Consider the following 25,482-nt stretch of genomic DNA (forward strand, 5'->3'; position numbering starts at 1 on the left):
GGCCATCCGCCCCTAGCAGATGCCCACGCCCAGTTGCAGCAGCGCCAGACCGCCCTGCTGCCAGCCCCACCAGCTCAGCGCCAGCACGGCCGCGCCGGCCAGGGCCAGGCCGACGCCCGTCCACAGCCTGGCGCTCACGCCTCGGCTCCGGCGCCCTGCAGGCGCGCCACCGGCTGCTCGCGCACCGGCCAGTTCAGCGCCGCGGCCATCAGGCTGAGGGCGATCGAGATCTGCCAGACCAGGGTGTAGCTGCCGGTCTGATCGTACAGGTAGCCGCCCAGCCAGCCGCCGAGGAAGGCGCCCAGTTGGTGGAAGAGGAAGACGATGCCGCCGAGCATCGACAGGTTGCGCACGCCGAACAGGGTCGCCACCGTGCCGTTGGTCAGCGGCACCGTGGACAGCCACAGCAGGCCCATGGCGACGCCGAAGGCGTAGGCGCTCCACACCGTCAGCGGCGCCATGACGAAGGCGGCGATCACCACGCCCCGCGCCAGGTACAGGGCGCTGAGCAGGCGCGGCTTGGCCATGCGCCCGCCGAGCCAGCCGGCGATATAGGTGCCGAACACGTTGAACAGGCCGACCAGGGCCAGCACCGTGGTGCCGACCAGCGCCGGCAAGTGCTGGTCGACCAGGTAGGCCGGCAGGTGCACGCCGATGAACACCACCTGGAAGCCACAGACGAAGAAGCCCAGCGACAGCAGCCAGAAGCCGGAATGACCGCCGGCCTCGCGCAAGGCTTCCAGCAGCGTCTGTTCGTTGCCCTGCTTGGGCAGGGGCCGATCCTCGATCATCCCCGCCAGCGGCACGATCAGCGCCACCAACAGGCCCAGGGCGAGCAGCGCCGCCGACCAGCCGAGCCAGCCGATCAGGCCCAGGGTGCCGGGCAGCATGGCGAACTGGCCGAACGAGCCGGCGGCGCTGGCGATGCCCATGGCCATGCTGCGCTTCTCCATCGGCACGGCGCGGCCGATGGCGCCGAGAATCACCGAGAACGAGGTGCCCGACAGGCCCAGGCCGATCAGCAGGCCGGCGCTCAGCGACAGCGACCAGGGGGAGTCGGCCAGGCCCATCAGCACCAGGCCCACGGCATACAGCACGCCGCCGACGATGATGGTGCGCTTGGCCCCCAGACGGTCGGCCAGCGCCCCGGTGAACGGCTGGGCCAGGCCCCAGATCAGGTTCTGCAGGGCGATGGCGAAGGCGAACACCTCGCGGCCCCAGCCGAACTCGGCGCTCATGGGCGGCAGGAACAGGCCGAAACCATGGCGAATGCCCAGCGACAGGGCCAGGATCAGCGATCCGCCCAGCATGATCCACAAACTTGCCCGTCCCACCGACTTCATCGCCTAACCCCTGAAAAGCGTCCATTGCACACAGCAAAGCCGCAAGCTTGAAGCCGGTTGGCGGATAAGGCAATCCGACCATGGCATATGCCTGGGTGAAGCCAGGCCTATGCCCTCCTGCGGCGCGTCATCCTGACCGACCGTTGTGCTACCGCCTGTCGGCATCTCTGCTCAAAAAACGAACAAGCCGCCCTTTCGACGCTCTCACTGACCTAGTGAGTGATCGAGTGTCCCGCCTCGTTTTTCCCTCAAAGCCCCTGGAGCAAGACTCTTTTCATGTGCATCGGCGCACAGGGGAGCTCTTTGCCCCGAAACTGGAGGACGGAAAATGTCCAGTCATTCGTTGCAGAACCTCGAGCGCATGCCAGCGGCCCTCCGCACTCCGCGCCAGGCCCAGCAGCTGCCCTTCTGGCGTCGCCTGATCGCCTTGACCGCACCGGCCCCCAACAGCTGGCGCGGCGGGCTCAAGCTCAAGGGCTACAAGCAGTTGTCCAACGCCACGCCGATCGTCCCGCTGCCGGCCGGACACCTGCTGCTGGCGATCCCCCTCGAGCGCGGTCGCCGCTGCGCCCAGCCCTGCGTGCAGCCGGGCCAGCGTGTGCGCAAGGGCGAGGTGATCGGCACGGGCGACGACAACACGCCCTGGGTGCATGCCAGCACCTCCGGCACCGTGCAGCAGATCGGCCCGGCCTTCGCGGCCGACTCGGCCGAGCCGGTTCTGGCGGTTAGCCTGCGTGCCGACGGCCTGGACGAATGGTTCGAGCGCCCCGCGCTGGCGCCACCGCAAACCCCCGAGGCGCTGGTCCAGCGGGCCTTGCAGATGGGCATCGTCGGCCTGGGCGGGGCGGGCTTCCCCACGGGCCTGAAGCTGGCCGGCGCCCAGCGGCCCGACCTGCTGCTGATCAACGGCGCCGAATGCGAACCCTTCCTGACCTGCGACGACCGCCTGATGCGCGAACGCGCCGCGGCGCTGATCGAGACCGCCGACTACCTGGCCAGCCTGCTGGGCATCGTGCAGACCCGCTTCGGCGTCGAGACCAACAAGCCCGAGGCCATGGCGGCGTTGCGCGACGCCGCCCGCCAGGCGCGCACCCCGGTGGAGGTCTGCCCGCTGCCCACGCGCTACCCGGCAGGCGGCCAGCCGCTGATGATCAAGAGCCTGAGCGGGCGCAACCTGGCGCCCGGCGCCCGGCCGGCCGATATCGGTGTGCTGGCCCTGAATGTCGCGACCCTCTATGCCCTGGGCCGCGCCGTGTTCCATGGCGAGCCGCTGATCTCGCGGGTGCTGACGCTGACCGGGGGCTGCGAGTACCCCGGCAATGTCGAGCTGCCGATCGGCTATCCGGTCAGCGCCCTGCGCGCGGTGGCCGGCGCCTACCCCGAGGGCCAGCTGACCCAGGTCGGCGGGCCGATGATGGGCCAGCCCCTGCCCGACCCCGGCGCCGTCATCAGCAAGACCAGCAGCTGCCTGATCTTCGGCGCCGAGCGCTACCTGCCGGCCGCCGCCCCCGCGGCCAGCTGCATCCGCTGCACCCGCTGCGTGGATGTCTGCCCGATGTCGCTGCAGCCGCTGGACCTCTACGCCGCCGCCGAACGCGGTGACCAGGCCGGCCTGCAGGCACTGCGCCTGGACGACTGCATCGAATGCGGCAGTTGCAGCAGCACCTGCCCCAGCAACCTGCCGCTGCGCGACAGCTTTCGCCAGAGCAAGAGGGAGATGCGCCGATGAGCCTGGTCCACCGCCCTACCCCGCACCGCCTGCGCACGCTGATGCTGCTGGTGAGCCTGTGCCTGCTGCCGGGCACCGTCCTGTATGCCTGGCAGTTCGGCACCGTGGTCTGGCTGCAGACCTTCTGGTGCGTACTGCTGGCCCTGGGCTTCGAAGCCGGCCTGCTGCGCCTGCGCGGACATGATGTGCGCAAGGGCTTGAGCGACCTGAGCTGGCTGGTGCTCGGCCTGATCCTGGCGCGGGCCCTGCCGCTGCTGGTGCCGCTGTGGATGATGGCGGTGGCCAGCTTTGCCGCTCTCGCCCTGTGCAAACACGGCAGTGGCGGCCTGGGTCGCAACCGGCTCAACCCCGCCATGGTGGGCCTGGGGATCATCGCCATCTGCTTCTACCAGCAGCTCTACCCGGCCCCCACCAACCAGGCCCCCTGGACCCTCGACCTCAGTACCGCAGAGGTGCTGCTGCAGCAACTGCAACTGGCGCCGCGCCTCAGCCTCGATGCCTTCGCCGGCGCCACCCAGCTGGCCCTCGGCGAGTACAAGCCGATCACCCCCAACCTGTCCGGGTACGGCTACGTGGCGGGTGGCCTGATACTGGCGACCCTGCGGGTGATCCGCATCGAGATCCCCCTGGCGATGCTCGGCAGCACGGCCTTGCTGTGCCTGGCCGCCGGCTACAGCCTGCAGGAAAGCCTGTACAGCCTCAGCCTCGGCGGTTGTCTGTTCACCGCCTTCTTCATCGCCACCGACCCGGTCACCAGTCCCGACAGCCGTGGCGGGCGCATCCTGTTCGGCGCCACCATCGGCGTGCTGACCGAGTTGATCCGCGAGTTCGGGCTGTACGCCGACGGCCTGTGCTTCGCCGTCCTGGCCGCCAACCTTTTGGTGCCGCAGATCAATGGCCTGATGCAGCGCGCGCAGCGGCCCTGGTACGACCAACGCGCCGTACTGGCGGGATAGGCCAAGCGCCCGCCGAACAGCCGAAGCGCGCCGGCTCGGTCGAGCCGGCCGCCATTCCCGGGAGGCGGGGGCCGACGCCCCTTTCGCCGGCTGAAGGGAGCAGGCACCGGCCCTCCGCCGGCGGGGCTCGCGGCCACTATCAACGAAATCCGAAAAGTGAATGCGGGCGCTGCCTTCTTATCATGCCGGCCACCCTTCCATAGTCTGGGTGCACCTTCACTCGCGGAGCATGACTTCCATGAAAGCAATGATCATCAACGAGTTCGGCGGCGCGGACCTGTTCGTACCCGCGGAGCTTGCGACACCGGCAGTCAAACCCGGTCATGTGCTGGTTCGCGTGGCGGCCACCAGCGTCAACACCGTGGACATGATGATCCGCCAGATGGGCAAGAAGCTGCCGATTGCCCCGGACCTGCCGGCCGTGCTGGGCATGGACTTCGCGGGTACCGTCGAGGCGCTCGGTGCCGGCGTCACCGACTACGCGATCGGCGACGAGGTCTATGGCTGCGCCGGCGGCCTCGGCGAGCTGCCGGGCGCTCTGGCGCAATACATGCCGGCCGATGCGCGGCTGATCGCCCGCAAGCCCAAGAACCTCTCGATGCGCGAAGCGGCGGCCCTGCCCCTGGTCGGCATCACGGCCTATGAAGGTCTCAAGCGTGCCGGCATCGCCGAGGACCAGCAGGTGCTGGTGCACGGCGGCTCCGGTGGCGTGGGCCATATCGCCGTGCAACTGGCCCGTCACTTCGGCGCCCGGGTCTTCTCGACCGGCGGCGCTGAAGCCCAGCTGGCCCTGATCGAGTCCCTGGGCGCGGTCGCCATCAACTACCGCGAACAAAGCGTGGCGGACTATGTCGAGCAGCACACCGACGGCGCCGGCTTCGATGTGGTGTTCGACTCGGTGGGCGCGGGCAACCTGGTCAATTCCTTCGAGGCGGCGGCCCTCAACGGACAGGTGGCCACCACGGTGTCCCTGGTGGAGCTTGACCTCTCCACGGCTCACTTCAAGGGGTTGTCCCTGCATGTCGTCTTCATGCTGATCCCGATGATTCACGACCGGGGACGTGCTGCCCACGGCAAGATCCTCGCCGAGCTGGCGAGCATCGCCGAGGCCGGCGGGCTGCGTCCGGTGCTCGACGAGCAGCGCTTCGGCCTGGTCGATGTGGCACGTGCCCACGAGCGGCTGGCCAGCGGCCTGGCCCTGGGCAAGGTCGTGATCGAGGTCTGATCCCGGCCATAGGGGTCCCGGATCGCACGGCCCAAACGCGACAACCGGCAGGTAAGGAATCGTCTGGAGACAGCCGGAATGCCCCCGCCGCCGCGACGGCGGGGAGCGGCCTTAGATCACCCGCTTGACGCTCAGGTATTCGCCCTTGGTCTTCAGCGTGATGGTCACGTCGCGATTGCTACGGTTACGCCAGAACCAGCCGTGGGTGCCGTCGAAGATGGCGGTGAACTCGCCCTTGTCACCCTTGACCTGCTTGGCCTTGCTGTAGCTGTGGTAGTAGCCCTTAGGCCCGTTGTAGGGCTCGCCGTGGGTGTCGTGGTTGACCGGCACGCCGTTGGTCGTCCACTCGTAGCTGACCGTGGCAGTGTTGAGCATTTCCAGCTTGATTTCACTGGCCTCGCCCGGCTTCAGCGTGACGCTCAGCTCATCGGACTTCAGGGCCGGCTGCGGTTCTGCTGGCGCTTCAGCCACAGGCGCCGCCGCAAGCGGTTCTTGAGCGACCGGCTGAACGGGCGCGGAGGCTTGAACAACTGGAGCCGGCGCTGGCTGCACGGCGGCATCGGCCACCGCCTCTTCGGCCAGGGTTATCTTCATTTCGCCCATCTGGGTCAGGCCGAGCACGCGGCCAGCACCCGTGGGGTCGATGGCGTACTCCGAAGGCATCACCACGGTGACCAGCAAGACCGCGGCAACGCCCGCGGCGATCAGGGTGGAGCGCAGCAATTGGCGGCTGGTCGGCAATTCGCTGTGGGTCGGAAGCTTGGTGTTGAACATGCGGGAAATTCCTTACTGAGAGACGATCAGGCCGGTGAGCTGGTAACCCATCAACAGGAAACCGGCGCTCATCATGGCGACGTTGGCGGTGTAGGCATGACGCCAGAAACCGGCGGTGCGCCGCCAGTAGCCCATGACAATCAGGATGGCACTCAGGGCCAGGAGCTGGCCGATCTCGACGCCGACGTTGAAGGCGACCAGGTTGGCGATCAGGCCGTCTGCCGAGATCTCGTACTCCTGGATCTTGGTCGCCAGGCCGAAGCCGTGCAGCAAGCCGAAGATCAGCGTGGCCGCCTTGGTGTCCGGCTGATGGCCGAACCAGCGCTGGAACGCGCCCAGGTTGTCCAGCGCCTTGTACACCACCGAGAAACCTATGATGGCGTCGATCACATAGGCACTGATGCTGATCTCCGCCAGCACGCCCAGCAGCAGCGTCACGCTGTGGCCCACGGCGAACAGGGTGACGTAGAGCCCCACGTCCTTCAGGCGATAGAGAAAGAAGATCACCCCGAACAGGAACAGCAGGTGGTCGTAGCCGGTGATCATGTGCTTGGCGCCCATGTAGATGAACGGCAGCACCATCACCCCGGCGCTTTCCTGGATGAAGCCCTTGTCGCCCTCGGCGACAGCGTGGGCCAGGGCGTCGGGCATGCCGAGAAACAGCAGTGCCGCGAACAACAGCAACAGTAGTAACGAGCGGTTCGGGCGCACGGCAGGTGCGTCCATTGCGCCCATGGATAGCGAATGCATGGTCGAGTCCTAGATTGCAGTGGTCTTGGGCCGCGCAGCGGCCAGTGTCAGAGCACGAATGTGGCGCGTGGAGGCCGCTCGATCAGGAAGATCGGCCTGGGCGGAAGGGAGTGGCGAGGCGCCTCTATCGGCTGCGCACGCTCCGGCAGCGTGCCGATGCCCAGCAGCCTGGTCAGGTGCGGGGTTTCATGCACATGGTCGGCGGTCAGCGAGGAATGGTAGTGATCCGCGCAGGCCGCGCAGGCAAAGGCACCGTCACCGTGGGCAGGCGAATGGGCAGCGTCGTTGCCACTCAAGACGGGCTGGCTCGCCCCCATCAGCAGCGCAGAGCTATGCCCGGCCCAGACCATCAGGATGGCGAGAGCAAGGGCAAGAATCACCTTGGCGCTGATGGGGCTGCTGAGCATGTCGGGGTTCTTTCGGTGCCTGAGTGGCTGGCTTTTCTGGGGGGCGGTCGGTTTGACCATATCCCCTCCAGGGGGATAGCATGCGAGCGTAATTCATCGATGCACGAGACTCAAGACATGAGCGATCACGAACACGGCCACCAGCACCAAAGTCATAGCGATATCGTCAAAAGGTTGAAGCGCGCCGAGGGTCACCTGCGCAGCATCGTCACCATGATCGAAGACCAGCGGGCCTGCGTCGACATCGCCCAGCAGCTGCACGCCGTGGAAAAGGCCGTCTGCCAGGCCAAGCGCGTGCTTATCCAGGACCACATCGACCACTGCCTGGAACATACGGTCGAAGCACTCGCGACCGGCGAGCGCGCATCGCTGGAAGACTTCAAGCAGATCACCAAGTACCTCTAGGCCCCTTCCCATGTCGAGCTTCGCCGAACTGCTGCAACAGGGGGCCGCGCAGGCCTGGCTGTATTTCCCCAGCGCCATTCTGCTAGGTGCCTTGCATGGCCTGGAGCCGGGGCATTCGAAAACCATGATGGCGGCATTCATCGTGGCCATTCGTGGCACGGTCAAGCAGGCCGTTCTGCTGGGACTGGCCGCAACGCTGTCGCACACGGCCGTGGTCTGGCTGGTGGCCATGGCCGGCATGTACCTGGGGCAGAACCTGAATGCCGAAACCACCGAGCCCTATTTCCAGCTCGCGTCCGCCGCCATCATCATCGCCATCGCCCTGTGGATGCTCTGGCGTACCTGGCGCGGCGAACGGATGTGGCGTTTCGAGGAGGATGCGCATCGGCACGGCCCTCACCGGCACCCTGAAACCCAGCGCATCGATACCGGTCACGGGCGCATCGAGCTGTCGATCTTCGAGGACGGCGTGCCTGCGCGCTGGCGGCTGAATATCTTGAGCGGCCACGCTTGGCCGGCTGCAGAAGTCAGCCTGCTGACGACTCGCCCCGATGGCCTGGCCCAGCAGTTTCGCTTCGTCGGCCGGGGCGACTACCTGGAGTCGCTGGACGAGATTCCCGAGCCCCATGAGTTCACCGCGCGGCTGAGCCTGGGCCATGCCGGCCACAGCCACGATTATGACCTGGAGTTCCGTGAACACGGCCAGGGGCACGACCATGCACACGCCGAACTGCAGGGGTTGGAGCTGTCGCTGGAGGGCTACCAGGACGCCCATGAACGCGCGCATGCCAACGACATCCGCAGGCGCTTCGGCAACCGTAACGTCACCACCGGGCAGATCATCCTGTTCGGCCTGACCGGAGGACTGATCCCCTGCCCGGCGGCGATCACCGTGCTGCTGCTCTGCCTGCAAGTGAAAGAAGTCGCATTGGGTGCCGTCCTGGTGCTGTGCTTCAGCATCGGCTTGGCCATCACCCTGGTCAGTGTGGGCGCCGCCGCCGCTATCGGCGCGCGCCAGGCATCCAATCGCTGGCCCTGGCTTGGCACTGTGGCGCGTCGCGCCCCTTACCTGTCCAGCCTGTTGATCATCGGCGTGGGTGTTTACGTTGGCGTCCATGGCTGGACCGGCCTGAACGCCTAGGGTGACTGGGGGCGCTGTCCGGCCCATTCGGCCCGTCCTCGCCGTCTGGAAACCCTGAGGTAGCCCGACTAACGAATCTCGCCGCGCGGGAAGGGCAAGTAACGCGGTTGATAGGCTCCGTCAGAGCGCCAGCGCCACCAGCATCGCGCACTCCGTCAGCTCCAGCAGGGCCCCGGCCGTGTCGCCGGTGGTGCCGCCGAGGCGCCGCCGCAGCAGCCGGCGCAGCCAGAGGAACAGCAGCCCGGCCACCAGCAGGGCCAGCAGGCCCGGGCCGCCGAACAGGGCGATGGCGACCCCGTGGGCGGCCAGCAGCCAGGGCAGCTGGCGGCGCGGCAGGTGGTCGGCCAGGGCCTGACCCAGGCCGCCGGGACGCACGTAGGGGGTACTCAGCAGGAGCAGCGGCGGCAGTACCCGCGCCAGCCAGGGCACCAGCAGCAGGGCCAGGGCCTCGCCGGCCTCGAGCAAGGCCACCAGGGCGGCGAACTTGAGCAACAGCAGCAGCGCCAGCACCAGCACCGCCATGGGCCCGCTGCGCGGGTCCTTCATGATTGCCAGGGTGCGCTCGCGGTCGCCCATGCCGCCGACCCAGGCGTCGGCGCTGTCGGCCAGGCCGTCCAGGTGCAGGCCGCCGCTGAGGCCGACCCAGAGCGTCAGCAGCAGCGCCGCCTGCAACAGCACCTGCACATCGGCCAGCAGCTGCTGGGCGGTGACCAGCAGCAGGCCCAGCAACAGGCCCACCGCGGGGTACCAGAGCAGCGAGCGACCGAGCTGAGCGGGCGTCGGCATGCCGGCCAGGCGCACCGGAAGGCGGGTGAGAAACTGCAGGGCGATCAGCAGCGGCGTCACGGCAGCTCCCGCAGCCGGCCGGCGCCGTCCAGCGTCAGACGCACGCGCTGGCCATGGGCCACGCCGACCTGCAGCAGGTCGGCCGGCGCCAGGCTGCGGGCCCGCGCCAGCAGCAGGCGCATCACCCCGCCGTGGCTGACCAGCAGCAGGCGCTCGCCGGCATGCCGGGCCTGCAGCCGGTGCAGCGCGCCCAGCACCCGCGCCTCGAAGTCCGCCATGGCCTCGCCGCCGGGTGGCGGGCAGGCGTAGGGATCGGTCCAGAAGCGCCCCAGGGCCTCGGCGTCGGTCTGCATCAGCTCGGCGGCGCTGCGCCCTTCCCAGGCGCCGAAGTGCAGCTCCTGCAGGTCCGGTTCCAGGCTCAACGGCAGGCCGCGCCGCGCCGCCAGCTCCTCGGCGAAGCGGGCGCAGCGCTGCAGCGGCGAGCTGATCAGGCGGTCCCAGGGGCCGGCGTCCTGTACCGCCCCACGCAGCTGGGCCCAGCCGGCATCCGTCAGGGCATCGTCGATACGCCCGCGCAGGCCGCCGCCCCGTTCGGTCTCGCCATGGCGCAGCAGTTCCAGGTGGACCGTCACGGCGCGCGCTCCGCCACCGCCGCCTCGGCGAAGGTGGCCATCTCGCTGTGCAGCTGGCAGGCCAGGCGCAACAGCGGTACGGCCAGCGCCGCGCCGCTGCCCTCGCCCAGGCGCAGGCCCAATTGCAGCAGCGGCTCGGCCTCCAGGGCCTGCAGCACGCGACGATGCCCAGGTTCGGCGCCCTGGTGGGCGAACAACAGCCAGGGCCGACAGTCCGGGTTGAGGCGCACCGCCGCCAGGGCGGCGACGCTGCAGATGAAACCGTCCACTAGGGCTGTGACCCCCTCCTGGGCGCAGGCCAGGTAGGCGCCGACCAGGGCGAGGATCTCGAAGCCGCCGAGGCGTTGCAGGGCGTCGAAGGGCTCGGCGATGGCCGGCCGATGCAGGGCCAGGGCCACCTCGATCACCGCCGTCTTGCGCGCCAGCCCGGCGCCATCCAGGCCGGTGCCGGGGCCGACCAGCGCGGCGGCCGGGCAGTCCAGCAGCCAGCAGGCCAGGGCCGTGGCCGCAGTGGTGTTGCCGATGCCCATCTCGCCGCCGATAAACAACTGAGCCCCGCCCTGCTGCGCGCGCAGCAGGGCATCGCGACCGCCCTGCAGGGCCAGGCGGGCCTGCGCGGCGCTCATCGCCGGGCCCTGGGTGAAGTTCGCGGTACCGGCGCCCAGGTGCAGGTGGCGCACCCCGGGCAGCTCCAACGGCTGCGCGGTGCCCAGGTCGACCACCTCCAGGCTGGCGCCCAGCTGGCGGGCCAGCACGCTGATGGCCGCGCCGCCGGCGACGAAGTTGCCGAGCATCTGCCCGGTGACTGCCTGCGGGTAGGCCGACACGCCCTCGGCGACCACACCATGGTCGCCGGCGAAGATGCCGATGGCCACGCGCTCGACGCCGGGCCGCTCGCGCCCCTGCAGCGCGGCCAACTGCACCGCCAGGTGCTCCAGCTGGCCGAGGGAGCCGGCCGGCTTGGTCAGCTGCGCCTGGCGCGCCAGGGCCTGCTCGCGCGCCGCCTGGTCCGGCATTCGGCTGGGTTGCTGCCACCAGCCCTGGCTCATAGCGGCGCCCCCTTCAGTACCAGCGGCAGGCCCGCCACAGTCAGGGTCACCCGCCCGCAGCGCTCGGCCAGGGCCTGGTGCAGCCAGCCGGCTTCGTCGACATAGCGGCGGGTCAGCTCGCCCAGGGGCACCACCCCCAGGCCGGTCTCGTTGCTGACCAGGATCACCCGCCCCGGCAGCGCGTGCAGGCACTCGAGCAGCGCCTCGCGCTCGGCGTCCAGGCGCGCCTGATCGTCCAGCATCAGCAGGTTGCTCAGCCACAGGGTCAGGCAGTCGACCAGCAGGCAGCGCCCTTCCCCCGCCTGCTCGGCCAGCACCCGGGCCAGGGCCAGCGGCTCCTCCACCAGGGCCCAGTGCGCCGGGCGGCGCGCCCGGTGTTCGCGGATGCGCGCGGCCATCTCGCCGTCCAGCGCCTGGCCGGTGGCGATGTAGGTCACCGCCAGGCCGGATTCGCCGGCCAGCCTCTCGGCCAGGCGGCTCTTGCCGGAACGGGCGCCGCCGAGGATCAGTTCGATCATGAGTTCTCCCTGGGCTGCGCCATGCCGCACAGCTCGCGCAGCCTGGCGGTATCCAGATGGGCCTCGACCAGGTCGGCCAGGCGCTCGATGTCGCGCTCGCGCAGGGCCTGGTAGTCGACCGCCTGCACCTCGCGCAGGCCGGCCCAGCGCAGCAGCGCCGCACAGGCCGGGCCCGACTCGAACAGCCCGTGCAGGTAGGTGCCGAGCACCTGGCCGTCGGCGCTCAAGGCGCCGTCGCCACGGCCGTCGTCCAGCAGCACGGCGCCGTTCAGGCCGGCCCCCGTGCTGACCCCGGCGTGGATCTCGTAGCCGGTTACCGGCGCATCCTCCAGGCGCAGGCGGCCGCGGACGTTGCGCAGCTGCTTCTCGGGCTCCAGCACGGTGGAAAAATCCAGCAGGCCCAGGCCGTCGCTGCCGCCCGCCACGCCTTCCAGGCCATGGGGGTCGTCGAGGCGCGTGCCGAGCATCTGCAGGCCGCCGCAGATGCCGACGAGCTTGCCGCCGTAGCGCAGGTGCCTATGGATGGCCGCCTCCCAGCCCTGCTCGCGCAGGAACGCCAGGTCGGCGCGCACGCTCTTGGAGCCGGGCAGGATGATCAGGTCGGCCGGCGGTATCGCCTGGCCGGGGCCGACGAAGCTCAGCTCGACCTGCGGATGCAGGCGCAGCGGGTCGAAGTCGGTGTGATTGCTGATGCGCGGCAGCACCGGCACCACCACCTTGAGCACCTCGCCGGTCTTGGTCGCCTGGCGCTGATCGATGGCGTCCTCGGCTTCCAGGTGAAAATCCATCAGGTAGGGCAGCACGCCGAGCACCGGCTTGCCGGTACGTTGCTCCAGCCAGTCGAGGCCCGGCTGCAGCAGGGCGATGTCGCCGCGAAAGCGGTTGATCACGAAGCCCTGGATGCGCGCCTGTTCCGACGGGCTGAGCAACTCGAGGGTGCCGACCAGGTGGGCGAACACCCCGCCCTTGTCGATGTCGGCGATGAGGATCACCGGGCAGTCCACCGCCTCGGCGAAGCCCATGTTGGCGATGTCGCCGGCGCGCAGGTTGATCTCCGCCGGCGAGCCGGCGCCCTCCACCGCCACCACCTGGTAGGCGGCGCTCAGGCGCTGGTGCGACTGCAGCACCGCATCCATCGCCACCTTCTTGTAGTCGTGGTAGGCGGCGGCCTCCATGCTGCTGATGGCGCGGCCATGGATGATCACCTGGGCGCCGGTGTCGCTGTTGGGCTTGAGCAGCACCGGGTTCATGTCGCTGTGCGGCGCCAGGCCGGCGGCCTGGGCCTGCACCGCCTGGGCCCGGCCGATCTCGCCGCCGTCTTCAGTCACGGCGGAATTGAGCGCCATGTTCTGCGGCTTGAACGGTGCCACCGCCACGCCCTGGCGCCTGAGCCAGCGGCACAGCGCGGTCACCAGGGTGCTCTTGCCGGCGTCGGAGGTGGTGCCCTGCACCATCAGGGTGGTCATGCCGAATGCTCCTTGAATGCGTGTAACGCCTGCTCCAGCCGGGCCCAGCCCGGCTCGTCGGCGGGCAGGCCGAAGCGCAGGCTGAGCGGCGCCTGGAACAGGCGGGTGAGGATGCCCTGGGCGGCGAGAAATTCATGTAGCGCCGCCGCCCGCGGATCAGAGCACCACTGGAACAGCGCACAGCCACCGCTGGGCGGCCAGCCCCGGGCGCTCAGCAGCTCGGCCAGGCGCCGGCCGTCGGCACTCAGGCGCCGGCGCTGCTCGCCCTGGCCACGCCGGTCCGGCAGCAACGCAGTGGCCAACGCCCGGGCCGGACCGCTGACCGTCCAGGGCCCGAGCAGTTCGTCGAGCCGCCCCAGCAGCGCCGGTTCGGCCAGGACGAAGCCCAGGCGGATACCGGCCAGGCCGAAGAACTTGCCGAACGAGCGCAGCACGATCAGCCCGGGCCGGTCGCAGTAGGCCGCCAGGCTGTGCTGCGGGGTGCAGTCGATGAAGGCCTCGTCGACCAGCAGCCAGCCGCCGCGCGCGGCCAGGCGCCGATGCCAGGCCAGCAGCTGCGCGGGGGCGAAACGCCGTCCAGTCGGATTGTTCGGGTTGACCAGCAGCAGCACGTCGAGGCCATCGACCTGCCGGTCCATTTCCTCTGCATCCAGTTGCAGCAGCTCATGGCCCGCGCGCTCCCAGGCCGCCGCATGCTCGGCGTAGGCCGGCGCGAGGACGCCGACCCGCGAACGGCCGCGCAGCCGCGGCAGGGCCTGGATCGCCGACTGGGAGCCGGCCACCGGCAGCAACGCCGGCGCCCCGTAATAGTCGCGGGCGGCCGCCTCCAGGCCGTCGTCTGCTTCGGGCAGGCGCGTCCAGGCGCTCGCGGGAACAGGCGGCAAGGGCCAGCCATAGGGGGCGATGCCGGTGGACAGGTCCAGCCAGTCGCCCAGGGCGATGCCATGGCGCTGCGCCGCCGCGCGCAGCCGGCCGCCGTGCTCAAGCAAGGCCCACCTCCGCCACCAGCAGCAACGCCAGCCACAGCAGCACGCCGCCGTACACCAGATTGAGCGCCCGCTCGATATCCCGGGCCCGCGGCGCGGCGCCCTCGCCCAGGGGCGGGCGCTGCTCCTCGCGGCCGTGGTAGATGGCCGCGCCGCCCAGGCGCACGCCCAGGGCGCCGGCACCGGCGGCCATCACCGGGCCGGCATTGGGGCTGTCCCACTGCGGTGCCTGGCGGCGCCAGCAGCGCAGTGCCGAGGCGCTGCTGCCGAGCAGCGCGTAGGTCAGCGCCACCAGGCGCGCCGGCAGGTAGTTGAGGCCGTCGTCGATCTTCGCCGCGGCCCAGCCGAAGCGGGCGAAGCGCGGGGTACGGTAGCCCCACATGGCGTCCAGGGTGTTGCTCAGGCGATAGAGCACCACCCCCGGCGCGCCGGCGACGAGGAACCAGAACAGCGCGGCGAACACCGCATCCGAGCCGTTCTCCAGCACCGACTCGGTGCCGGCGCGGGCCACCCCGCTGGCGTCCAGTTCGCTGGTGGTGCGGCTGACCAGATAGCCGACCCGCTCGCGCGCCAGGGGCAGGTCGCCCAGGCGCAGGGCCTGGGCCACCGGCAGGGCGTGCTCGCCGAGGCTCTTCAAGCCCAGGGCGGCATACAGGGCGAGGATCTCCACCGCCCAGCCGATGCCCGGCAGCTGGGCCAGCAGCGCCGCCAGCAGGGTCGGCGGCAGCACCGCCAGGCACCAAGCCGTGACGCCATGACTGCGCCAGCCGCGCCCGGCCGAATTGAAACGCCGCTCCAGCCCTGCGGCCAGACGGCCGAAGGCCACCAGCGGGTGCGCGCGCCTGGGCTCGCCCAGCCAGGCATCCAGGGCGACGGCTGTCAGGCCGCTCAGGGCCAGGCTCACGGACCCGCCCTCGTCCAGCCTTCTGCTACTGCGAACACGCCTCGATCCCCCATCGGTCCTGAAACAGCAATTCCTGCAGCGCCCGCTGCTGCGCCCAGCCCTGCTGCACCAGCATCGGTGCCTGATAGAACTCCGCCACCGGGCCGAGACAGAGCAGCGCCAGCGGCTGGCTGCCGGGCGGCATGGCCAGCAGCTCGGCCAATGCCTGCGGCTCGAACAGCGACACCCAGCCCATGCCCAGCCCCTCGGCGCGGGCGGCCAGCCAGAGATTCTGAATGGCGCAGGCCACCGAGGCCAGGTCCATTTCCGGCATTGTGCGGCGACCGAACACATGGGCCTCGCGGTCGTCCATCAGGGCCGCCACCAGCAGCTCGGCGCAGTCGCCGACGCCCTCGACCTTGAGCCGCATGAAGGCGTCGCCACGCTCGCCCAGGGCCTCGGCGGTGCGCTGTCGCTCCTCCTCCACCAGGGCCTGGATCGCCCGGCGCAGCTCCGGACGGGTGATGCGGATAAAGCGCCAGGGCTGCATCAGGCCGACGCTGGGCGCCTGGTGCGCCGCCTGCAGCAGCCGCGTCAGCACCGCCGGCTCGACCCGCCCGCCGCTGAAGTGGCGCATGTCGCGGCGCTCGGCGATGGCCCGGTAGACCGCCGCCCGCTCGGCAGCGCTGAAGGCCTGCTGGCTCATGGCTGGAACAGCTCGGCGGCCGCCACGGGATCGGACGGCAGGTAGAAGTGGATATAGGAGGCGCTCAGCCGGCCCTGGCGATAGACCGCCTCGGCGGTGCGCTTGTAGTTCGGGCACTCGCCCCGGGCGATGGGCTGCAGGTCGCAGGTCAGGGCCGAGTGATGGAAGGTATGCCCACGCAGGCGGCCGCCGGGCAGCTCGACCTCCTGCAGGGCCAGGGCGGTCAGGCGCGGCTGCAGGGTCGCCGCGCCGGGCAGCAGGCCGAGCATGCGCCCGCTCTGCCCTTGCTTGTCGGTGAGCCTGTCGAGCAGGTAGAGCATGCCGCCGCACTCGGCGTGGATCGGCTTGCCGGCCGCGTGGTGGGCGCGGATCGCCTCGGCCATGGCCTGGTTGGCTTCCAGGCGCGCCAGGTGCAGCTCGGGGTAGCCGCCGGGCAGGTAGAGGCTGTCGACCTCGGGCAACTGCTCATCGGCCAGGGGCGAGAAGAACCGCAGCTCGGCGCCCAGTTCGCGCAACAGGTCCAGGTTGGCCTGGTAGAGGAAGGCGAAGGCGGCGTCCAAGGCCACGCCGCTGCGCACCCCGGCCAGCAGCGGCGCGAGCGCCTGCGGCTCGGGGGCGGCGCAGCTCACCGGCGGCGGCAGGGCCACCTCGGCGCTGGCGGCCAGGGCGTCGGCGGCGGCGTCCAGGCGGGCATCCAGGTCGGCCAGTTCCCCGGCCTGGACCAGGCCCAGGTGGCGACTGGGCAGTTCGATGTCGGCACTGCGCGGCAAGGCGCCATACCAGCGGATGGACGCGGGCAAGGCATCGCGCAGGATCTCGCCGTGCCGAACGCTGCCGACCTTGTTGCCGAGCACCCCGGAAAACGGCAGGTCCGCCTGGAAGCTGGCCAGGCCATGGGCCAGGGCGCCGAAGGTCTGGGCCATGGCCGAGCCGTCGATCACCGCCAGCACCGGCACGCCGAAATGCCGGGCCAGGTCGGCGGCCGAGGGGCTGCCGTCGAACAGCCCCATCACCCCCTCGATGAGGATCAGCTCGGCCTCCCCGGCCGCCTGCCAGAGCAGCCGGCGGCTCTCGGCCGCGCCGACCATCCACAGGTCCAGCTGGTACACCGGCGCGCCGCTGGCGCGGGCGAGGATCATCGGGTCGAGGAAATCCGGGCCGCACTTGAACACCCGCACGCGCTTGCCCTGGCGCGCGTGCAGGCGCGCCAGGGCGGCGGTGACCGTGGTCTTGCCCTGGCCCGAGGCCGGCGCGGCGATCAGCAGCGCCGGGCAGTTCCTGGCGCTCATCAGAACTCCACGCCCTTCTGCGCTTTCACCCCGGCCTTGAAGGCATGCTTGACCAGGCTCATCTCGGTGACGGTGTCCGCCGCCTCGATCATCCCCGGCGGGGCGCCGCGGCCGGTCACCACCACGTGCTGCAGCAGCGGCCGGGCCTCGATGTCGGCCAGCACCGTCTCCAGCTCCAGGTAGCCGTACTTGAGGGCGATGTTCAGCTCGTCCAGCACCACCAGGCCGATGGCCGGGTCGCCGAGCAACTGGCGCGCCACCGCCCAGGCCTCCTGGGCTTTCTGGATATCGCGCTGGCGGTCCTGGGTTTCCCAGGTGAAGCCCTCGCCCATCACGTGGTAGCTGACCTCCTCGGGGAAGCGGCGGAAGAAGGTCTCCTCGCCGGTGCTGGCGGCGCCCTTGATGAACTGCACCACGCCGACCCTGATGCCGTGCCCCAGGGCCCGGGCGACCATGCCGAAGGCCGAGCTGCTCTTGCCCTTGCCGTTGCCCGTGTGCACCAGCAACAGGCCGTATTCGTCCTGGGCCTGGGCGATCTTCTCGTCGATCAGCGCCTTCTTGCGCGCCATGCGTGCCTTGTGCCGCGCGTCGCGCTCCATCGACTCGCTCATCCCTGCACCTCCGCGCGCCGCTGCGCCAGTTGCCAGGAGCGGGCGCCGCCGTAGAGCAGCGTCGCCAGGCCGAGATAGAGCGCCAGGTTACCCAGGTAGCGCGGGTAGTAGACGGCGATGCGCTCGACCAGCAGGGCCAGGCTCGGCTCCGCATAGCGCCCGGAGAAGAACAGGAAGCCGCCGCCGGAGAACAGGTAGGCGACGAAGGCGCTGAGCGCCGCGGTCGCCGCCAGCAGTGCCAGGCTCTGCAGGCTGTCGCGGTGCCGGCCGGCGTACAGGCGGCCGCCCAGCCACAGCGAGGCGTAGGCCGGCAGCAGCAGCCAGTAGGCCGGCGACAGGCACCAGTCGCTCACCCCGCTCCACTGCATGGCGGCCAGATCCAGCAGCGAGGCCTCGGCGAACAGCGCCGGGAACACCCAGCGCGGGGTCAGCAGCACGCCGGCGAGGAAGAACACCGCCCAGGAGGCGCTGGGCAGGTTGAGCGTGGCGAAGTGCTGGCCGCGGGTCATGGCCAGCAGCGCCGCCAGGGCGAGGCCGAGCAGCAGTTGCGTGGAGGGTGACAGCTTGGGCATGGGGGTTCTCCTGGTGAGGGCGCCGACGGGTCAACCCGTCGGCGCCGGGGGGATTACAGCGCCTGGTAGCGCAGCGTCAGGTAGAGCGCCTGGCCGGGCTGGTTGAAGCCCTCGGCGGTCTCGTAGTCGGCGTCCAGCAGGTTGGCCACCCGGGCCTGCAGGCGCCATGCGGGGTCGATGCGGTACTCGCCGCGCAGGTCCAGGGTGGCGAAGCCGGACAGCTCCCTGGTATTGGCCAGGTCGTCGTAGCGCTGGCCCTCGGCATGCAGGCTGGCGCCGAGGCTGAAGGCGCCGAGGCGGCGATCCAGGTCGAGGTTGAACAGCTGCTTGGCGCGGCGCGCCAGCTCGTTGCCGTCGTTGGCCCCGGCCGAACGGTTCTCCGGTTCCAGCAGCGTGTAGTTGGCGTTCCAGTCCCAGCCGAGCAGCTGGCTGGCCAGCAGCAGCTCGACGCCGCGGATGCGTGCCTGGTCGACGTTGGCCGGACCACGGATGCTCGAGTCGTAGGCGATCAGGTCGTCGATGACGCTGCGAAAGGCGTTCACCGCCCAGTGGCCCCAGCCGTGCCGGCCGGCCAGGCCGAGCTCCAGGCTGCGCGAGGTCTCCGCGTCCAGCTCGGGGTTGCCGTAGCCGGGGTAGTACAGTTCGTTGAAAGTCGGCGCCTTGAACGCCGTGCCGTAGCCGAGGGTGGCCCGCAACGCGTCGCTCAGGGCAAAGCCGTAGCCGAGGTTGCCGGTGTCGTGCCGGCCGAACTGCTGGTTGTCGTCGCGGCGCAGCGACAGCTGCCAGTCGTGCCGGCCGACCTCGCCCAGGTACTGGGCGAAGGCGCCCTTGTTGTCCCGCGAGTCCTCGGCGTAGGCGGTGCTGCCGTTGACCTCGTCGTGCTGGTAGTCGGCGCCCAGGGTCAGGAGATGGCCGGGGGCCAGGCTCAGGTCGTTCTGCCAGCTGGCGCTGTCGCGGCGGCTGTCGAAACGCGAGTAGAAGGCGCCGTCCTGGAAGGCATCGGACTTGTCCTCGCTGCGCCCGGCCTGCAGGGTCACCTGCCAGGGCTCCAGCGGGGCGAACCGCGCGCGGGTGCCCAGCACATTCGACTCGCCGTCGGCATGGGCGTGGAAACCGGCGGTGCGCCGGCGGTTGACCTGGTCGTAATCGTTGTGCGACTTGGCCTGCAGCAGGTTGGCGTCCAGCTCCAGGCCGTTGGCGAAGCGGTAGCCGGCGCTGAGCGCGGCGGACAGGTTGCGGTAGCCGTCGGCATCGTCCTCGTAGCCGCTGGCATCCATCGCCTTGGCGTTGAGGCCATCGGTGTCCGCCCCGCTCACCCCCAGGCTGTACCAGCCCCGGTCGTCGCCACCGCTGACCCCGGCGCTGCCGCTGTAGCTGTCGTGGGTGCCGTAGCCGGCGGAGAAGAACGGCCTGGCGCCACCCGAGCCGCCCTTGCGGGTGAAGATCTGGATCACCCCGCCTATGGCCTCGGAGCCGTACAGGCTGGAACGCGGGCCACGCACCACCTCGATGCGCTCGATCAGCTCCAGGGGCAGGTCCTGCAGGGCCACCGCGCCCGAGGTCACCGAGCCGACCTTGATGCCGTCGATCAGCACCAGCACATGGTCGGACTCGCTGCCGCGCATGAACAGCGAGCTGTGCTTGCCCGGCCCGCCGTTGTTGGCGAAGGACACACCCGGCACCCGCTTGAGCAGTTCGGGCACCGAAGTGGCCTGGCTCAGTTCGATCTGCTCGCGGTCGAATACGGTGACCGCCGCCAGGCTCTGCTCGACGGTCTGCGCGGTACGGGTGGCGGTCACCACCTGGTCCTGCAAACGGCTGGGTTCGGCCGCCTGGGCCTGGGAAAGACTGGAAACGCCGCACAGCAGCGCCGCTGCCGGGGTCAGAAGGGACTTACTCATCGCGTATGCATGCTCCGCCGCCCCACCCGGGCGACTCAGACCTATATGGGCATACGGAGAGCAATGGACGGGGCACGCCGAGGACGCAGTCACCCGCCAGACAACGCCCTCCGCGATGCCGTGGATTGCGACAGGCCGGTCTCCGGGCTCACGAGTGGCGATCCAACTGGGGGTCGCCGGCCAGCGCACCTTCCCATGCGAGCAAACCCTGGGGGCTGCTGTCGGCACAGTGGTTGCAAAAGCGCTGGTTTGACTCGTCTACCGTTGCGGGGGCAGCGTCGGAATTGCGGGCGTGAATCGCCACGCGCACCGACTTCCCTGTTTCACCCCCGGACGCGCAGCGTCGGGGGCACCTGAAGCAAGGCGCGCAGGGTAGAGACTTGCCGCGGCAACGTCAAACACTGCCCGCTGCCCCGAACTAGCCGCCCTGCGCCGGGCTCACTGGCCGATCAGGATCAGCTTGCCGGTCTGCGGGTCGCGATAGACCTGGCCGACGCTCTGCAGCCCCTCGCCGCCCCGGCCCTTGAGGCTGTCGGGCAGAGCCGGCAGCTCGCGGCCGCGCTCGACCGGCAGCGGCTGCTGGCGCGCCTGCAGCTCGGCCAGCAGGTCGGTCTGTGCCACCAGCGCGGCGATCAGGCCGCAGGCGAACACCAGCACCACGTCGACCAAGTTGGCCAGGGGCCCGAGCGGGTCGTCGTCGCCTTCGGCGAAACGGCTAGAGCGCCAGCGCCGGCTCATCGGTCTGCTCCTCGCCCGTCCGGGCCTCGCACCGGTCCAGCAGCTCGTCGTACCAGCGGCGGCGCAGACGCCCCAGGCCGAAGCCGAGCACCCCGGCGAGCAGGCCGAACACCGTGGTATCGAAGGCCACCCGCATGGCCACGCTGAGGATCTGCACATTGCCCTCGCCGAGGGCCGCCAGCCCGGGCCCCAGGGGGATCAGGGTGCCCATCAGGCCGAGCATGGGGCCGATACGGGCGATCAGGTCGGCGCGATCCAGGCGCTTGCGCGCCCGCCGCTCGATCTCCGCCAGCGGCAAGCGCTGCCAGTGGGCCAGGCCGCCGCAGCGCTCGCCGACGGCCACCCCGCAATCCCACACCGCCAGCGCCAGCAGGGCGAACAGGCCGAGGGTGACCGGCTGCAGCAGCCAGCCGACCAGCAGGTGCAGCCAGGTGAATACTTGACTGTCGAACATCTTCAACGTCCTCCCGGGGTATGGGCGCCGCGGCCGCGCCAGACGCCCAGGGCGAGCAGGCCGGCCAGCAGCGCCAGGGCGAACCAGAATGCCTGGTTCAGGGGTTGGGCCTCGCCTTGGCCGGCGCCCGGCTCGGTGGCGGGCTCGGCCTGCGCCGCCTGGATCTCGCTGAGGGTACTCGGCGCCGGCATCGGCGCGGCCTCGACCTGCGCCGCCTGCAGGCGCTGCTGCAGGGCGCTGCGCAGCTCATCCGGCAGCTGCGGCAGCAACCACTGCAGCATCGGGTGGTCCGGCCGGGTGTGGCCGCTGCCGGGCAGGCCGTGCTCGACCACCAGGCGGGCGAACTGCTCGCCGAGCTGCCGCAGCGTGGCCGCGTCGGCCTGCCAGAAGTCCTTGTGGATGGCCACCAGCATGATCGCCAGCATGTTGCTCTTCACGTGCACGTTGGCGCCCTGCTCGAGGAAGGCATCCAGGCCGACTTCGTAGCGGTCGTCGATATACACCGCCTTGACCTCCTCCCAGGCGCTGTCACGGATGATCTCCGGGTTGGTCACCTGCCAGCCCCAGAGGTATTCGAGGAACTCGCTGCCCATGGTCCGCGCGCCGGCGTAGTCGTGCTGCATCAGCGCCTCGATCCAGGCCGGGTTGAGGAAGCGCCCGCGCAGCTCGGCCAGCAGCGCCTGCTGCAGCGGCTCCAGGCGCACCCGCGCCGGGTCGTTGTGCCAGCTGACGAAGTTCTCCGGGGTGCTGCCGGAAACCTGCTCCACCGCCAGGCTCAGGCCGCCCAGGTAATCGAAGGAGTCGTTGTTGTCCAGCAGGCCGTAGAGGTTGCTGGAGCGCCCCAGATAGGTGCGGCGCACCTGCTTGAGGTTGTCGCGGAACACCTCCTGCACCGGCTCGCCCTGGTGGCGCAGGCCGTAGGCGTGGCCGAGGCGCGCGACATAGGCCTGGGCCAGTTCGCCGCGCTGCTGCCAGCTGCCGGAGCGCTCCACCAGGCGGTTGATGCCGGCGCCATAGGCGCCCGGGGCCACGCCGAACAGGCGCAGGGCCGCCAGGCTGCCGGCCTGCTCGGCATCCAGCCCGGCCTCCAGGCGCCGCGCCGCGTCCGCCACCCAATGGGCGGCGACGCGGTTCACCGCCAGGCTCTCGCGGCCGCCCTCGGCCGCCGCGCCGAGCGGCTCCAGGGCCGCGGCCAGGGCCGGGCGCAGCGCCGGGTAGTCGCGGCGGATGGTCTCGGCGCCGCCGTCCAGGGCCAGCAGCACCGCGCGCTCGAGCAGCGCCAGCTGGTCGGCGTAGAGGTCGCGGAACAGCCCGGAGGTGGTGAACAGCAGGTCGCGGCGCTCCTCCCCCGCCGCCAGCGGCCGGCGCCGGATGCCCTGGACGATGCCGCGGCCGTTCCACTGCGGCTCGACGCCGAGCAGCTCGAGGCCGAAGGCGATCATCGCGCCCTCGTCGCGCACCGTGTCCGAGGCCCAGAGGATCACCGCCTCGCGGCCCTCGGCGGCGAGCGGCCGCTGCCGCGCCTGCCGCGCCATCTCGCGGCCGATGCCCCAGCCGATGCGGCTGGGCAGCAGGCTGCTGTCCAGGGCATGGAAGTTGCGCCCGGTGGGCAGCGCCTGCGGTGTGCGGATCGGGTCGTTGCCCTTGCCGGGGGCGACGAAGCCCCCGTCCAGGGCCCTCAGCAGCGCCGCCATCTCGGCCGCCGGCGAGTCGATCAGCGCCTGGCGGTGTCCCGTCCCGGCGGTGCCCATGGAGGTCAGCAGGGTGTCCACCGCCTCGGGCCGCCAGGGCTTGCCGAACACGTGCAGGCCCATGGGCATGAAGCGTTCCTGGATGTTGGTCAGGTAATGGCCGACCTCGTGCACCAGCAGGTCGTCGTCGACCTGCTCGAAGTCGATGCCGCGGGTGGCCAGCACCTCGGCCATGGATTCGCGCAGCTCCGGCTCCAGGCCGGCGCTGCCGACCAGGCGCTTGATCTCGGCGATGCTGGCGTGCCGCGCCGGCCCCTCGCCCTGCCCGGCGCCGGCCTCGAAGCTCTCGATCAGCTGGCGCAGCTTGAGCAGGTCGTCGTACAGCGGCGTGGCCAGCAGCGGCGGGGTCAGGTGGTCGATCATCACCGCCAGGCCGCGGCGCTTGGCCTGGATGCCCTCGCCGACCCCGTCGACTATGTAGGGGTAGATGCTCGGCAGGTCGCCGAGGACCTGGGTCGGATAGTCCTCGTCGCTCAGGCCGACCCGCCGCCGCGGCAGGAACTCGTAGGTGGAGTGGCGGCCCAGGTGGATCAGCGCGTCGGCGCGGAAGCCCTCGCGCAGCCAGTGGTAGAAGGCCAGGTACTGGTGCGGCGGCGGGAACACCAGGTTGGCGTGCAGCAGCTCCTCGTCCACCTCCCAGCCGCGCGGCGGCTGCGGGCCGACGAACACCTTGCCGAAGCGCAGCCCCGGCAGCAGCAGGCGGCCGTCGTGGACCATCACATAGCCGGGGCCTTCGCCCCAGCCGCGCAGGCCCTCGATGCCGGTCGCCGCCAGCGCCGCGATCAGCCCCTCGGCCTGGGCCCAGTCGGCCTGGCTCGGCTGCGCCAGGGCCGCCCGGTACAGCGCCTCGAGCTGCGCCAGCAGGTCCAGGGCGCGGGCCCGCGCCGGGTGCGCGACGCCATCGAGCACGTGGTGCAGCTCGCTGGAGCCGTTGGCCAGGATCTCCCCGGCGATCTGCAGCTGCGAGGCCGCCAGGGCGCGGCGCAGCTGGGCGTGCCAGTAGCCCAGGGGGCCCTGGACCATCTCCGCCTGCAACGCCGCCGGCAGGGTGGCGAACCAGTCGCGGTATTCCTCACCGCCCAGGCTCTGCACCTTGCCGGCCATCTCGGCCAGGGCGTCGCCCTGCTCCGGCAGGTTGACGCCGCGCTCCTGCAGCAGCTCCAGCAGGGCCGCGGGGCTGTCCGGCAGCGGCCCGGTGTCGTAGCCCTCGGCCTGCAGGCGGCGGAGGATGTGCCACAGCGACTGCGGCACGTCGAGGTTGTCCGCGCCGATGTTGTGCCGGCCCGGCGGATGGTTGTAGTAGACGATCGCCAGGCGCTTGTCGGCGTTGGCCGTGCGCTGCAGGTGTCGCCAGCGCTGGATGCGCGCGCTCATCGCGGCGACCTGGCGCGGCAGCGGCTCGCCGATGGCGAAGCGGATGCCGGACAGCGGGTCGAGCTGGCACTCGCGCCAGGCCGCCAGCACCACGGCCTGGCTGGTACCCTGCAGCTCCGGCATGGCCAGCTGGTAATGCACCTTGTCGCGGGCCAGGCCGTCGCTGGACAGCTGCCAGGCCGCCTCGCTGCGGTCCTCCAGGCGCAGGCCCTTGAGCACCGGCACGTTCAGCTCGCCGAACAGCTCGCTGACCTGCTCGCGGTGCTCGCCGCCGCCGATGACGAAGTCCTGCAGGGCGACCACCGCGGCCAACGGCGGATGCTCGCCCTCTTTGAGCCAGCGCACCGCCTGCAGGGAACCCGCCCCCCAGTTGGCGAACAGGCTGACGCAGGCCAGGCCGGCCTCGCCCAGGGCCCGGCACAGCGCATCGTTGAGCGCCTGGTCGCCGGCGCGGTCGGCGCGCCCGTGATCGACGATCGCCACCAGGGCGTCGCCGCGCCAGCGTAACTGCTCGGCCGCACGCAGCTCGCCGTCCTGGTAGAAGCGCAGCGGCGCCCGCGCCTTGGCCGGTGCCACCGCCACCTCGGCGTCCACCCGCGCCGCCAGCCAGGCGAGCAGCCCGGCGATGTTCTCGCTGCCGCCGGCCAGCCAGTAGCTGCGCGCACTCAGCCAGTCGGCCTGGCGCGGGTGCGCGCGCTGCTGCTCCTGCAGCCAGGGCGCCAGCGCCCCGCCCGGCTTGAGCGCGCCCAGGCGCTCGGCCTCCCTCGCGGGAGGCGAACAGCGGCCGGCCGGCGGCGCGGCTGAGCTGCACCAGGCCATGGTCGCTGTGCAGGACGAACAGCTCGGCGACCGCCGCCCGGCCGAGCAGGGGGCGCAGGCGCTCCACCTCGGCACCGAAGATGCCGGCGCCGAACAGCACCTGGCCCGCATCCAGCCACTGCGCCAGGGCGGCATCGTCCAGCTCGGCCAGCTGCTCGGGGGTGCGCGCGCTGACCCGCTGGCCGGGATGCAGGCGCTGGAACTGGGCCACCGCCGC

25 protein-coding genes and 1 riboswitch are annotated in these 25,482 nt (G+C 70.9%); of the genes, 5 read left to right on the forward strand and 20 right to left on the reverse strand.

The window, feature by feature from the left end; all coding sequences use genetic code 11:
• Nucleotides 1-12: 12 nt before the first annotated feature.
• Both I0D00_RS21650 and I0D00_RS05100 read right to left on the reverse strand, forming a co-directional pair.
• Entirely contained in the window at nt 13-138 is a 126-nt protein-coding gene (locus tag I0D00_RS21650) for a hypothetical protein (RefSeq protein ID WP_274611292.1), read from the reverse strand.
• On the reverse strand, nt 135-1,334 hold the full coding sequence (locus I0D00_RS05100; protein ID WP_213638657.1) for an MFS transporter: 1,200 nt from the start codon (nt 1,332-1,334) through the stop codon (nt 135-137). Before I0D00_RS05100 ends, I0D00_RS21650 begins: the two co-directional genes overlap by 4 nt.
• 337 nt (nt 1,335-1,671) lie before the next feature.
• Between I0D00_RS05100 and rsxC the strand changes: the two genes are divergently transcribed.
• From rsxC to I0D00_RS05115, 3 genes are all read left to right on the forward strand, one after another.
• Complete coding sequence (gene rsxC / locus I0D00_RS05105; RefSeq protein ID WP_213638658.1) at nt 1,672-3,072, forward strand: electron transport complex subunit RsxC; 1,401 nt, start codon at nt 1,672-1,674, stop codon at nt 3,070-3,072.
• On the forward strand, nt 3,069-4,028 hold the full coding sequence (locus I0D00_RS05110) for an RnfABCDGE type electron transport complex subunit D (protein ID WP_213638659.1): 960 nt from the start codon (nt 3,069-3,071) through the stop codon (nt 4,026-4,028). Before rsxC ends, I0D00_RS05110 begins: the two co-directional genes overlap by 4 nt.
• Nucleotides 4,029-4,266: 238 nt before the next feature.
• A complete protein-coding gene (locus I0D00_RS05115) occupies nt 4,267-5,253 on the forward strand; it encodes a zinc-dependent alcohol dehydrogenase family protein (protein ID WP_246533174.1) in 987 nt (328 codons plus the stop codon).
• Between the two features lie 111 nt (nt 5,254-5,364).
• On the opposite strand, the gene I0D00_RS05120 is transcribed toward I0D00_RS05115, so the two are convergent.
• The 3 genes from I0D00_RS05120 to I0D00_RS05130 are packed head-to-tail and all read right to left on the reverse strand — an operon-like array spanning nt 5,365 to nt 7,244.
• Nucleotides 5,365-6,027 carry a transmembrane anchor protein gene (locus tag I0D00_RS05120; RefSeq protein WP_213638661.1) on the reverse strand — a complete coding sequence of 221 codons (663 nt, stop codon included), beginning with the start codon at nt 6,025-6,027 and terminating at the stop codon, nt 5,365-5,367.
• A gap of 12 nt (nt 6,028-6,039) precedes the next feature.
• The gene (locus tag I0D00_RS05125; RefSeq protein ID WP_213638662.1) at nt 6,040-6,777 is read right to left on the reverse strand and encodes a HupE/UreJ family protein; all 738 of its coding nucleotides are present in this window, start codon (nt 6,775-6,777) and stop codon (nt 6,040-6,042) included.
• 47 nt (nt 6,778-6,824) lie between these two features.
• Complete coding sequence (locus I0D00_RS05130) at nt 6,825-7,244, reverse strand: hypothetical protein (RefSeq protein ID WP_246533175.1); 420 nt, start codon at nt 7,242-7,244, stop codon at nt 6,825-6,827.
• A gap of 57 nt (nt 7,245-7,301) precedes the next feature.
• On the opposite strand from I0D00_RS05130, the gene mreA reads away from it, so the two are divergent.
• Complete coding sequence (gene mreA / locus I0D00_RS05135) at nt 7,302-7,589, forward strand: metal-sensing transcriptional repressor (protein ID WP_213638663.1); 288 nt, start codon at nt 7,302-7,304, stop codon at nt 7,587-7,589.
• A gap of 10 nt (nt 7,590-7,599) precedes the next feature.
• A complete protein-coding gene (locus I0D00_RS05140; protein WP_213638664.1) occupies nt 7,600-8,730 on the forward strand; it encodes a nickel/cobalt efflux transporter in 1,131 nt (376 codons plus the stop codon).
• 120 nt (nt 8,731-8,850) lie between these two features.
• Here the strand turns inward: I0D00_RS05140 and I0D00_RS05145 are convergent, their stop codons facing one another.
• From I0D00_RS05145 to I0D00_RS05215, 15 genes are all read right to left on the reverse strand, one after another.
• On the reverse strand, nt 8,851-9,576 hold the full coding sequence (locus I0D00_RS05145) for an adenosylcobinamide-GDP ribazoletransferase (protein ID WP_213638665.1): 726 nt from the start codon (nt 9,574-9,576) through the stop codon (nt 8,851-8,853).
• On the reverse strand, nt 9,573-10,148 hold the full coding sequence (gene cobC, locus I0D00_RS05150; protein ID WP_213638666.1) for an alpha-ribazole phosphatase family protein: 576 nt from the start codon (nt 10,146-10,148) through the stop codon (nt 9,573-9,575). Before cobC ends, I0D00_RS05145 begins: the two co-directional genes overlap by 4 nt.
• Nucleotides 10,145-11,197: a nicotinate-nucleotide--dimethylbenzimidazole phosphoribosyltransferase gene (cobT, locus tag I0D00_RS05155; RefSeq protein WP_213638667.1), complete on the reverse strand. Its 1,053-nt coding sequence runs from the start codon at nt 11,195-11,197 to the stop codon at nt 10,145-10,147. Before cobT ends, cobC begins: the two co-directional genes overlap by 4 nt.
• Nucleotides 11,194-11,715 carry a bifunctional adenosylcobinamide kinase/adenosylcobinamide-phosphate guanylyltransferase gene (gene cobU / locus I0D00_RS05160; RefSeq protein WP_213638669.1) on the reverse strand — a complete coding sequence of 174 codons (522 nt, stop codon included), beginning with the start codon at nt 11,713-11,715 and terminating at the stop codon, nt 11,194-11,196. The genes cobT and cobU overlap by 4 nt, the downstream gene beginning before the upstream one ends.
• Complete coding sequence (locus I0D00_RS05165; RefSeq protein ID WP_213638670.1) at nt 11,712-13,181, reverse strand: cobyric acid synthase; 1,470 nt, start codon at nt 13,179-13,181, stop codon at nt 11,712-11,714. Before I0D00_RS05165 ends, cobU begins: the two co-directional genes overlap by 4 nt.
• Nucleotides 13,178-14,170 carry a threonine-phosphate decarboxylase CobD gene (gene cobD, locus I0D00_RS05170; protein WP_213638671.1) on the reverse strand — a complete coding sequence of 331 codons (993 nt, stop codon included), beginning with the start codon at nt 14,168-14,170 and terminating at the stop codon, nt 13,178-13,180. The genes I0D00_RS05165 and cobD overlap by 4 nt, the downstream gene beginning before the upstream one ends.
• A complete protein-coding gene (gene cbiB, locus I0D00_RS05175) occupies nt 14,163-15,071 on the reverse strand; it encodes an adenosylcobinamide-phosphate synthase CbiB (RefSeq protein ID WP_213638672.1) in 909 nt (302 codons plus the stop codon). The genes cobD and cbiB overlap by 8 nt, the downstream gene beginning before the upstream one ends.
• A gap of 25 nt (nt 15,072-15,096) precedes the next feature.
• A complete protein-coding gene (bluB, locus tag I0D00_RS05180) occupies nt 15,097-15,756 on the reverse strand; it encodes a 5,6-dimethylbenzimidazole synthase (protein WP_213638673.1) in 660 nt (219 codons plus the stop codon).
• Nucleotides 15,753-17,045, reverse strand: a complete 1,293-nt coding sequence (locus I0D00_RS05185) for a cobyrinic acid a,c-diamide synthase CobB (protein ID WP_213638674.1) — start codon at nt 17,043-17,045, stop codon at nt 15,753-15,755. The genes bluB and I0D00_RS05185 overlap by 4 nt, the downstream gene beginning before the upstream one ends.
• Nucleotides 17,045-17,656, reverse strand: coding sequence for a cob(I)yrinic acid a,c-diamide adenosyltransferase (gene cobO, locus I0D00_RS05190; RefSeq protein ID WP_213638675.1), 612 nt, complete (start codon nt 17,654-17,656; stop codon nt 17,045-17,047). Before cobO ends, I0D00_RS05185 begins: the two co-directional genes overlap by 1 nt.
• Nucleotides 17,653-18,228 carry a hypothetical protein gene (locus I0D00_RS05195; protein WP_213638676.1) on the reverse strand — a complete coding sequence of 192 codons (576 nt, stop codon included), beginning with the start codon at nt 18,226-18,228 and terminating at the stop codon, nt 17,653-17,655. Before I0D00_RS05195 ends, cobO begins: the two co-directional genes overlap by 4 nt.
• Nucleotides 18,229-18,281: 53 nt before the next feature.
• On the reverse strand, nt 18,282-20,129 hold the full coding sequence (btuB, locus tag I0D00_RS05200; protein ID WP_213638677.1) for a TonB-dependent vitamin B12 receptor: 1,848 nt from the start codon (nt 20,127-20,129) through the stop codon (nt 18,282-18,284).
• A 116-nt stretch (nt 20,130-20,245) separates the two neighbouring features.
• Nucleotides 20,246-20,501: riboswitch (cobalamin riboswitch) on the reverse strand.
• Between the two features lie 66 nt (nt 20,502-20,567).
• Nucleotides 20,568-20,867: a DUF2149 domain-containing protein gene (locus I0D00_RS05205; RefSeq protein ID WP_213638678.1), complete on the reverse strand. Its 300-nt coding sequence runs from the start codon at nt 20,865-20,867 to the stop codon at nt 20,568-20,570.
• The gene (locus I0D00_RS05210) at nt 20,845-21,321 is read right to left on the reverse strand and encodes a MotA/TolQ/ExbB proton channel family protein (protein WP_213638679.1); all 477 of its coding nucleotides are present in this window, start codon (nt 21,319-21,321) and stop codon (nt 20,845-20,847) included. The genes I0D00_RS05205 and I0D00_RS05210 overlap by 23 nt, the downstream gene beginning before the upstream one ends.
• Before the next feature lie 2 nt (nt 21,322-21,323).
• Entirely contained in the window at nt 21,324-25,265 is a 3,942-nt protein-coding gene (locus I0D00_RS05215; protein WP_246533176.1) for a cobaltochelatase subunit CobN, read from the reverse strand.
• Nucleotides 25,266-25,482 lie beyond the last annotated feature (217 nt).

This window comes from Pseudomonas lalucatii, assembly GCF_018398425.1.
Taxonomy (GTDB): Bacteria; Pseudomonadota; Gammaproteobacteria; order Pseudomonadales; family Pseudomonadaceae; genus Aquipseudomonas; species Aquipseudomonas lalucatii.

Excerpts from the sequence above, each read along its gene's own strand:
- cobU (WP_213638669.1), bottom strand. The coding sequence starts at position 11,715 with ATGATCGAACTGATCCTCGGCGGCGCCCGTTCCGGCAAGAGCCGCCTG.
- cobO (WP_213638675.1), bottom strand. The coding sequence starts at position 17,656 with ATGAGCGAGTCGATGGAGCGCGACGCGCGGCACAAGGCACGCATGGCG.
- rsxC (WP_213638658.1), top strand. The coding sequence starts at position 1,672 with ATGTCCAGTCATTCGTTGCAGAACCTCGAGCGCATGCCAGCGGCCCTC.
- I0D00_RS05215 (WP_246533176.1), bottom strand. The coding sequence starts at position 25,265 with ATGGCCTGGTGCAGCTCAGCCGCGCCGCCGGCCGGCCGCTGTTCGCCT.
- I0D00_RS05110 (WP_213638659.1), top strand. The coding sequence starts at position 3,069 with ATGAGCCTGGTCCACCGCCCTACCCCGCACCGCCTGCGCACGCTGATG.
- btuB (WP_213638677.1), bottom strand. The coding sequence starts at position 20,129 with ATGAGTAAGTCCCTTCTGACCCCGGCAGCGGCGCTGCTGTGCGGCGTT.
- bluB (WP_213638673.1), bottom strand. The coding sequence starts at position 15,756 with ATGAGCCAGCAGGCCTTCAGCGCTGCCGAGCGGGCGGCGGTCTACCGG.
- I0D00_RS05120 (WP_213638661.1), bottom strand. The coding sequence starts at position 6,027 with ATGTTCAACACCAAGCTTCCGACCCACAGCGAATTGCCGACCAGCCGC.
- I0D00_RS05115 (WP_246533174.1), top strand. The coding sequence starts at position 4,267 with ATGAAAGCAATGATCATCAACGAGTTCGGCGGCGCGGACCTGTTCGTA.
- I0D00_RS05205 (WP_213638678.1), bottom strand. The coding sequence starts at position 20,867 with ATGAGCCGGCGCTGGCGCTCTAGCCGTTTCGCCGAAGGCGACGACGAC.
- mreA (WP_213638663.1), top strand. The coding sequence starts at position 7,302 with ATGAGCGATCACGAACACGGCCACCAGCACCAAAGTCATAGCGATATC.
- I0D00_RS05130 (WP_246533175.1), bottom strand. The coding sequence starts at position 7,244 with ATGGTCAAACCGACCGCCCCCCAGAAAAGCCAGCCACTCAGGCACCGA.
- I0D00_RS05195 (WP_213638676.1), bottom strand. The coding sequence starts at position 18,228 with ATGCCCAAGCTGTCACCCTCCACGCAACTGCTGCTCGGCCTCGCCCTG.
- I0D00_RS05165 (WP_213638670.1), bottom strand. The coding sequence starts at position 13,181 with ATGACCACCCTGATGGTGCAGGGCACCACCTCCGACGCCGGCAAGAGC.
- cobT (WP_213638667.1), bottom strand. The coding sequence starts at position 11,197 with ATGAGCCAGGGCTGGTGGCAGCAACCCAGCCGAATGCCGGACCAGGCG.
- I0D00_RS05210 (WP_213638679.1), bottom strand. The coding sequence starts at position 21,321 with ATGTTCGACAGTCAAGTATTCACCTGGCTGCACCTGCTGGTCGGCTGG.
- I0D00_RS05125 (WP_213638662.1), bottom strand. The coding sequence starts at position 6,777 with ATGCATTCGCTATCCATGGGCGCAATGGACGCACCTGCCGTGCGCCCG.
- I0D00_RS05185 (WP_213638674.1), bottom strand. The coding sequence starts at position 17,045 with ATGAGCGCCAGGAACTGCCCGGCGCTGCTGATCGCCGCGCCGGCCTCG.
- I0D00_RS05140 (WP_213638664.1), top strand. The coding sequence starts at position 7,600 with ATGTCGAGCTTCGCCGAACTGCTGCAACAGGGGGCCGCGCAGGCCTGG.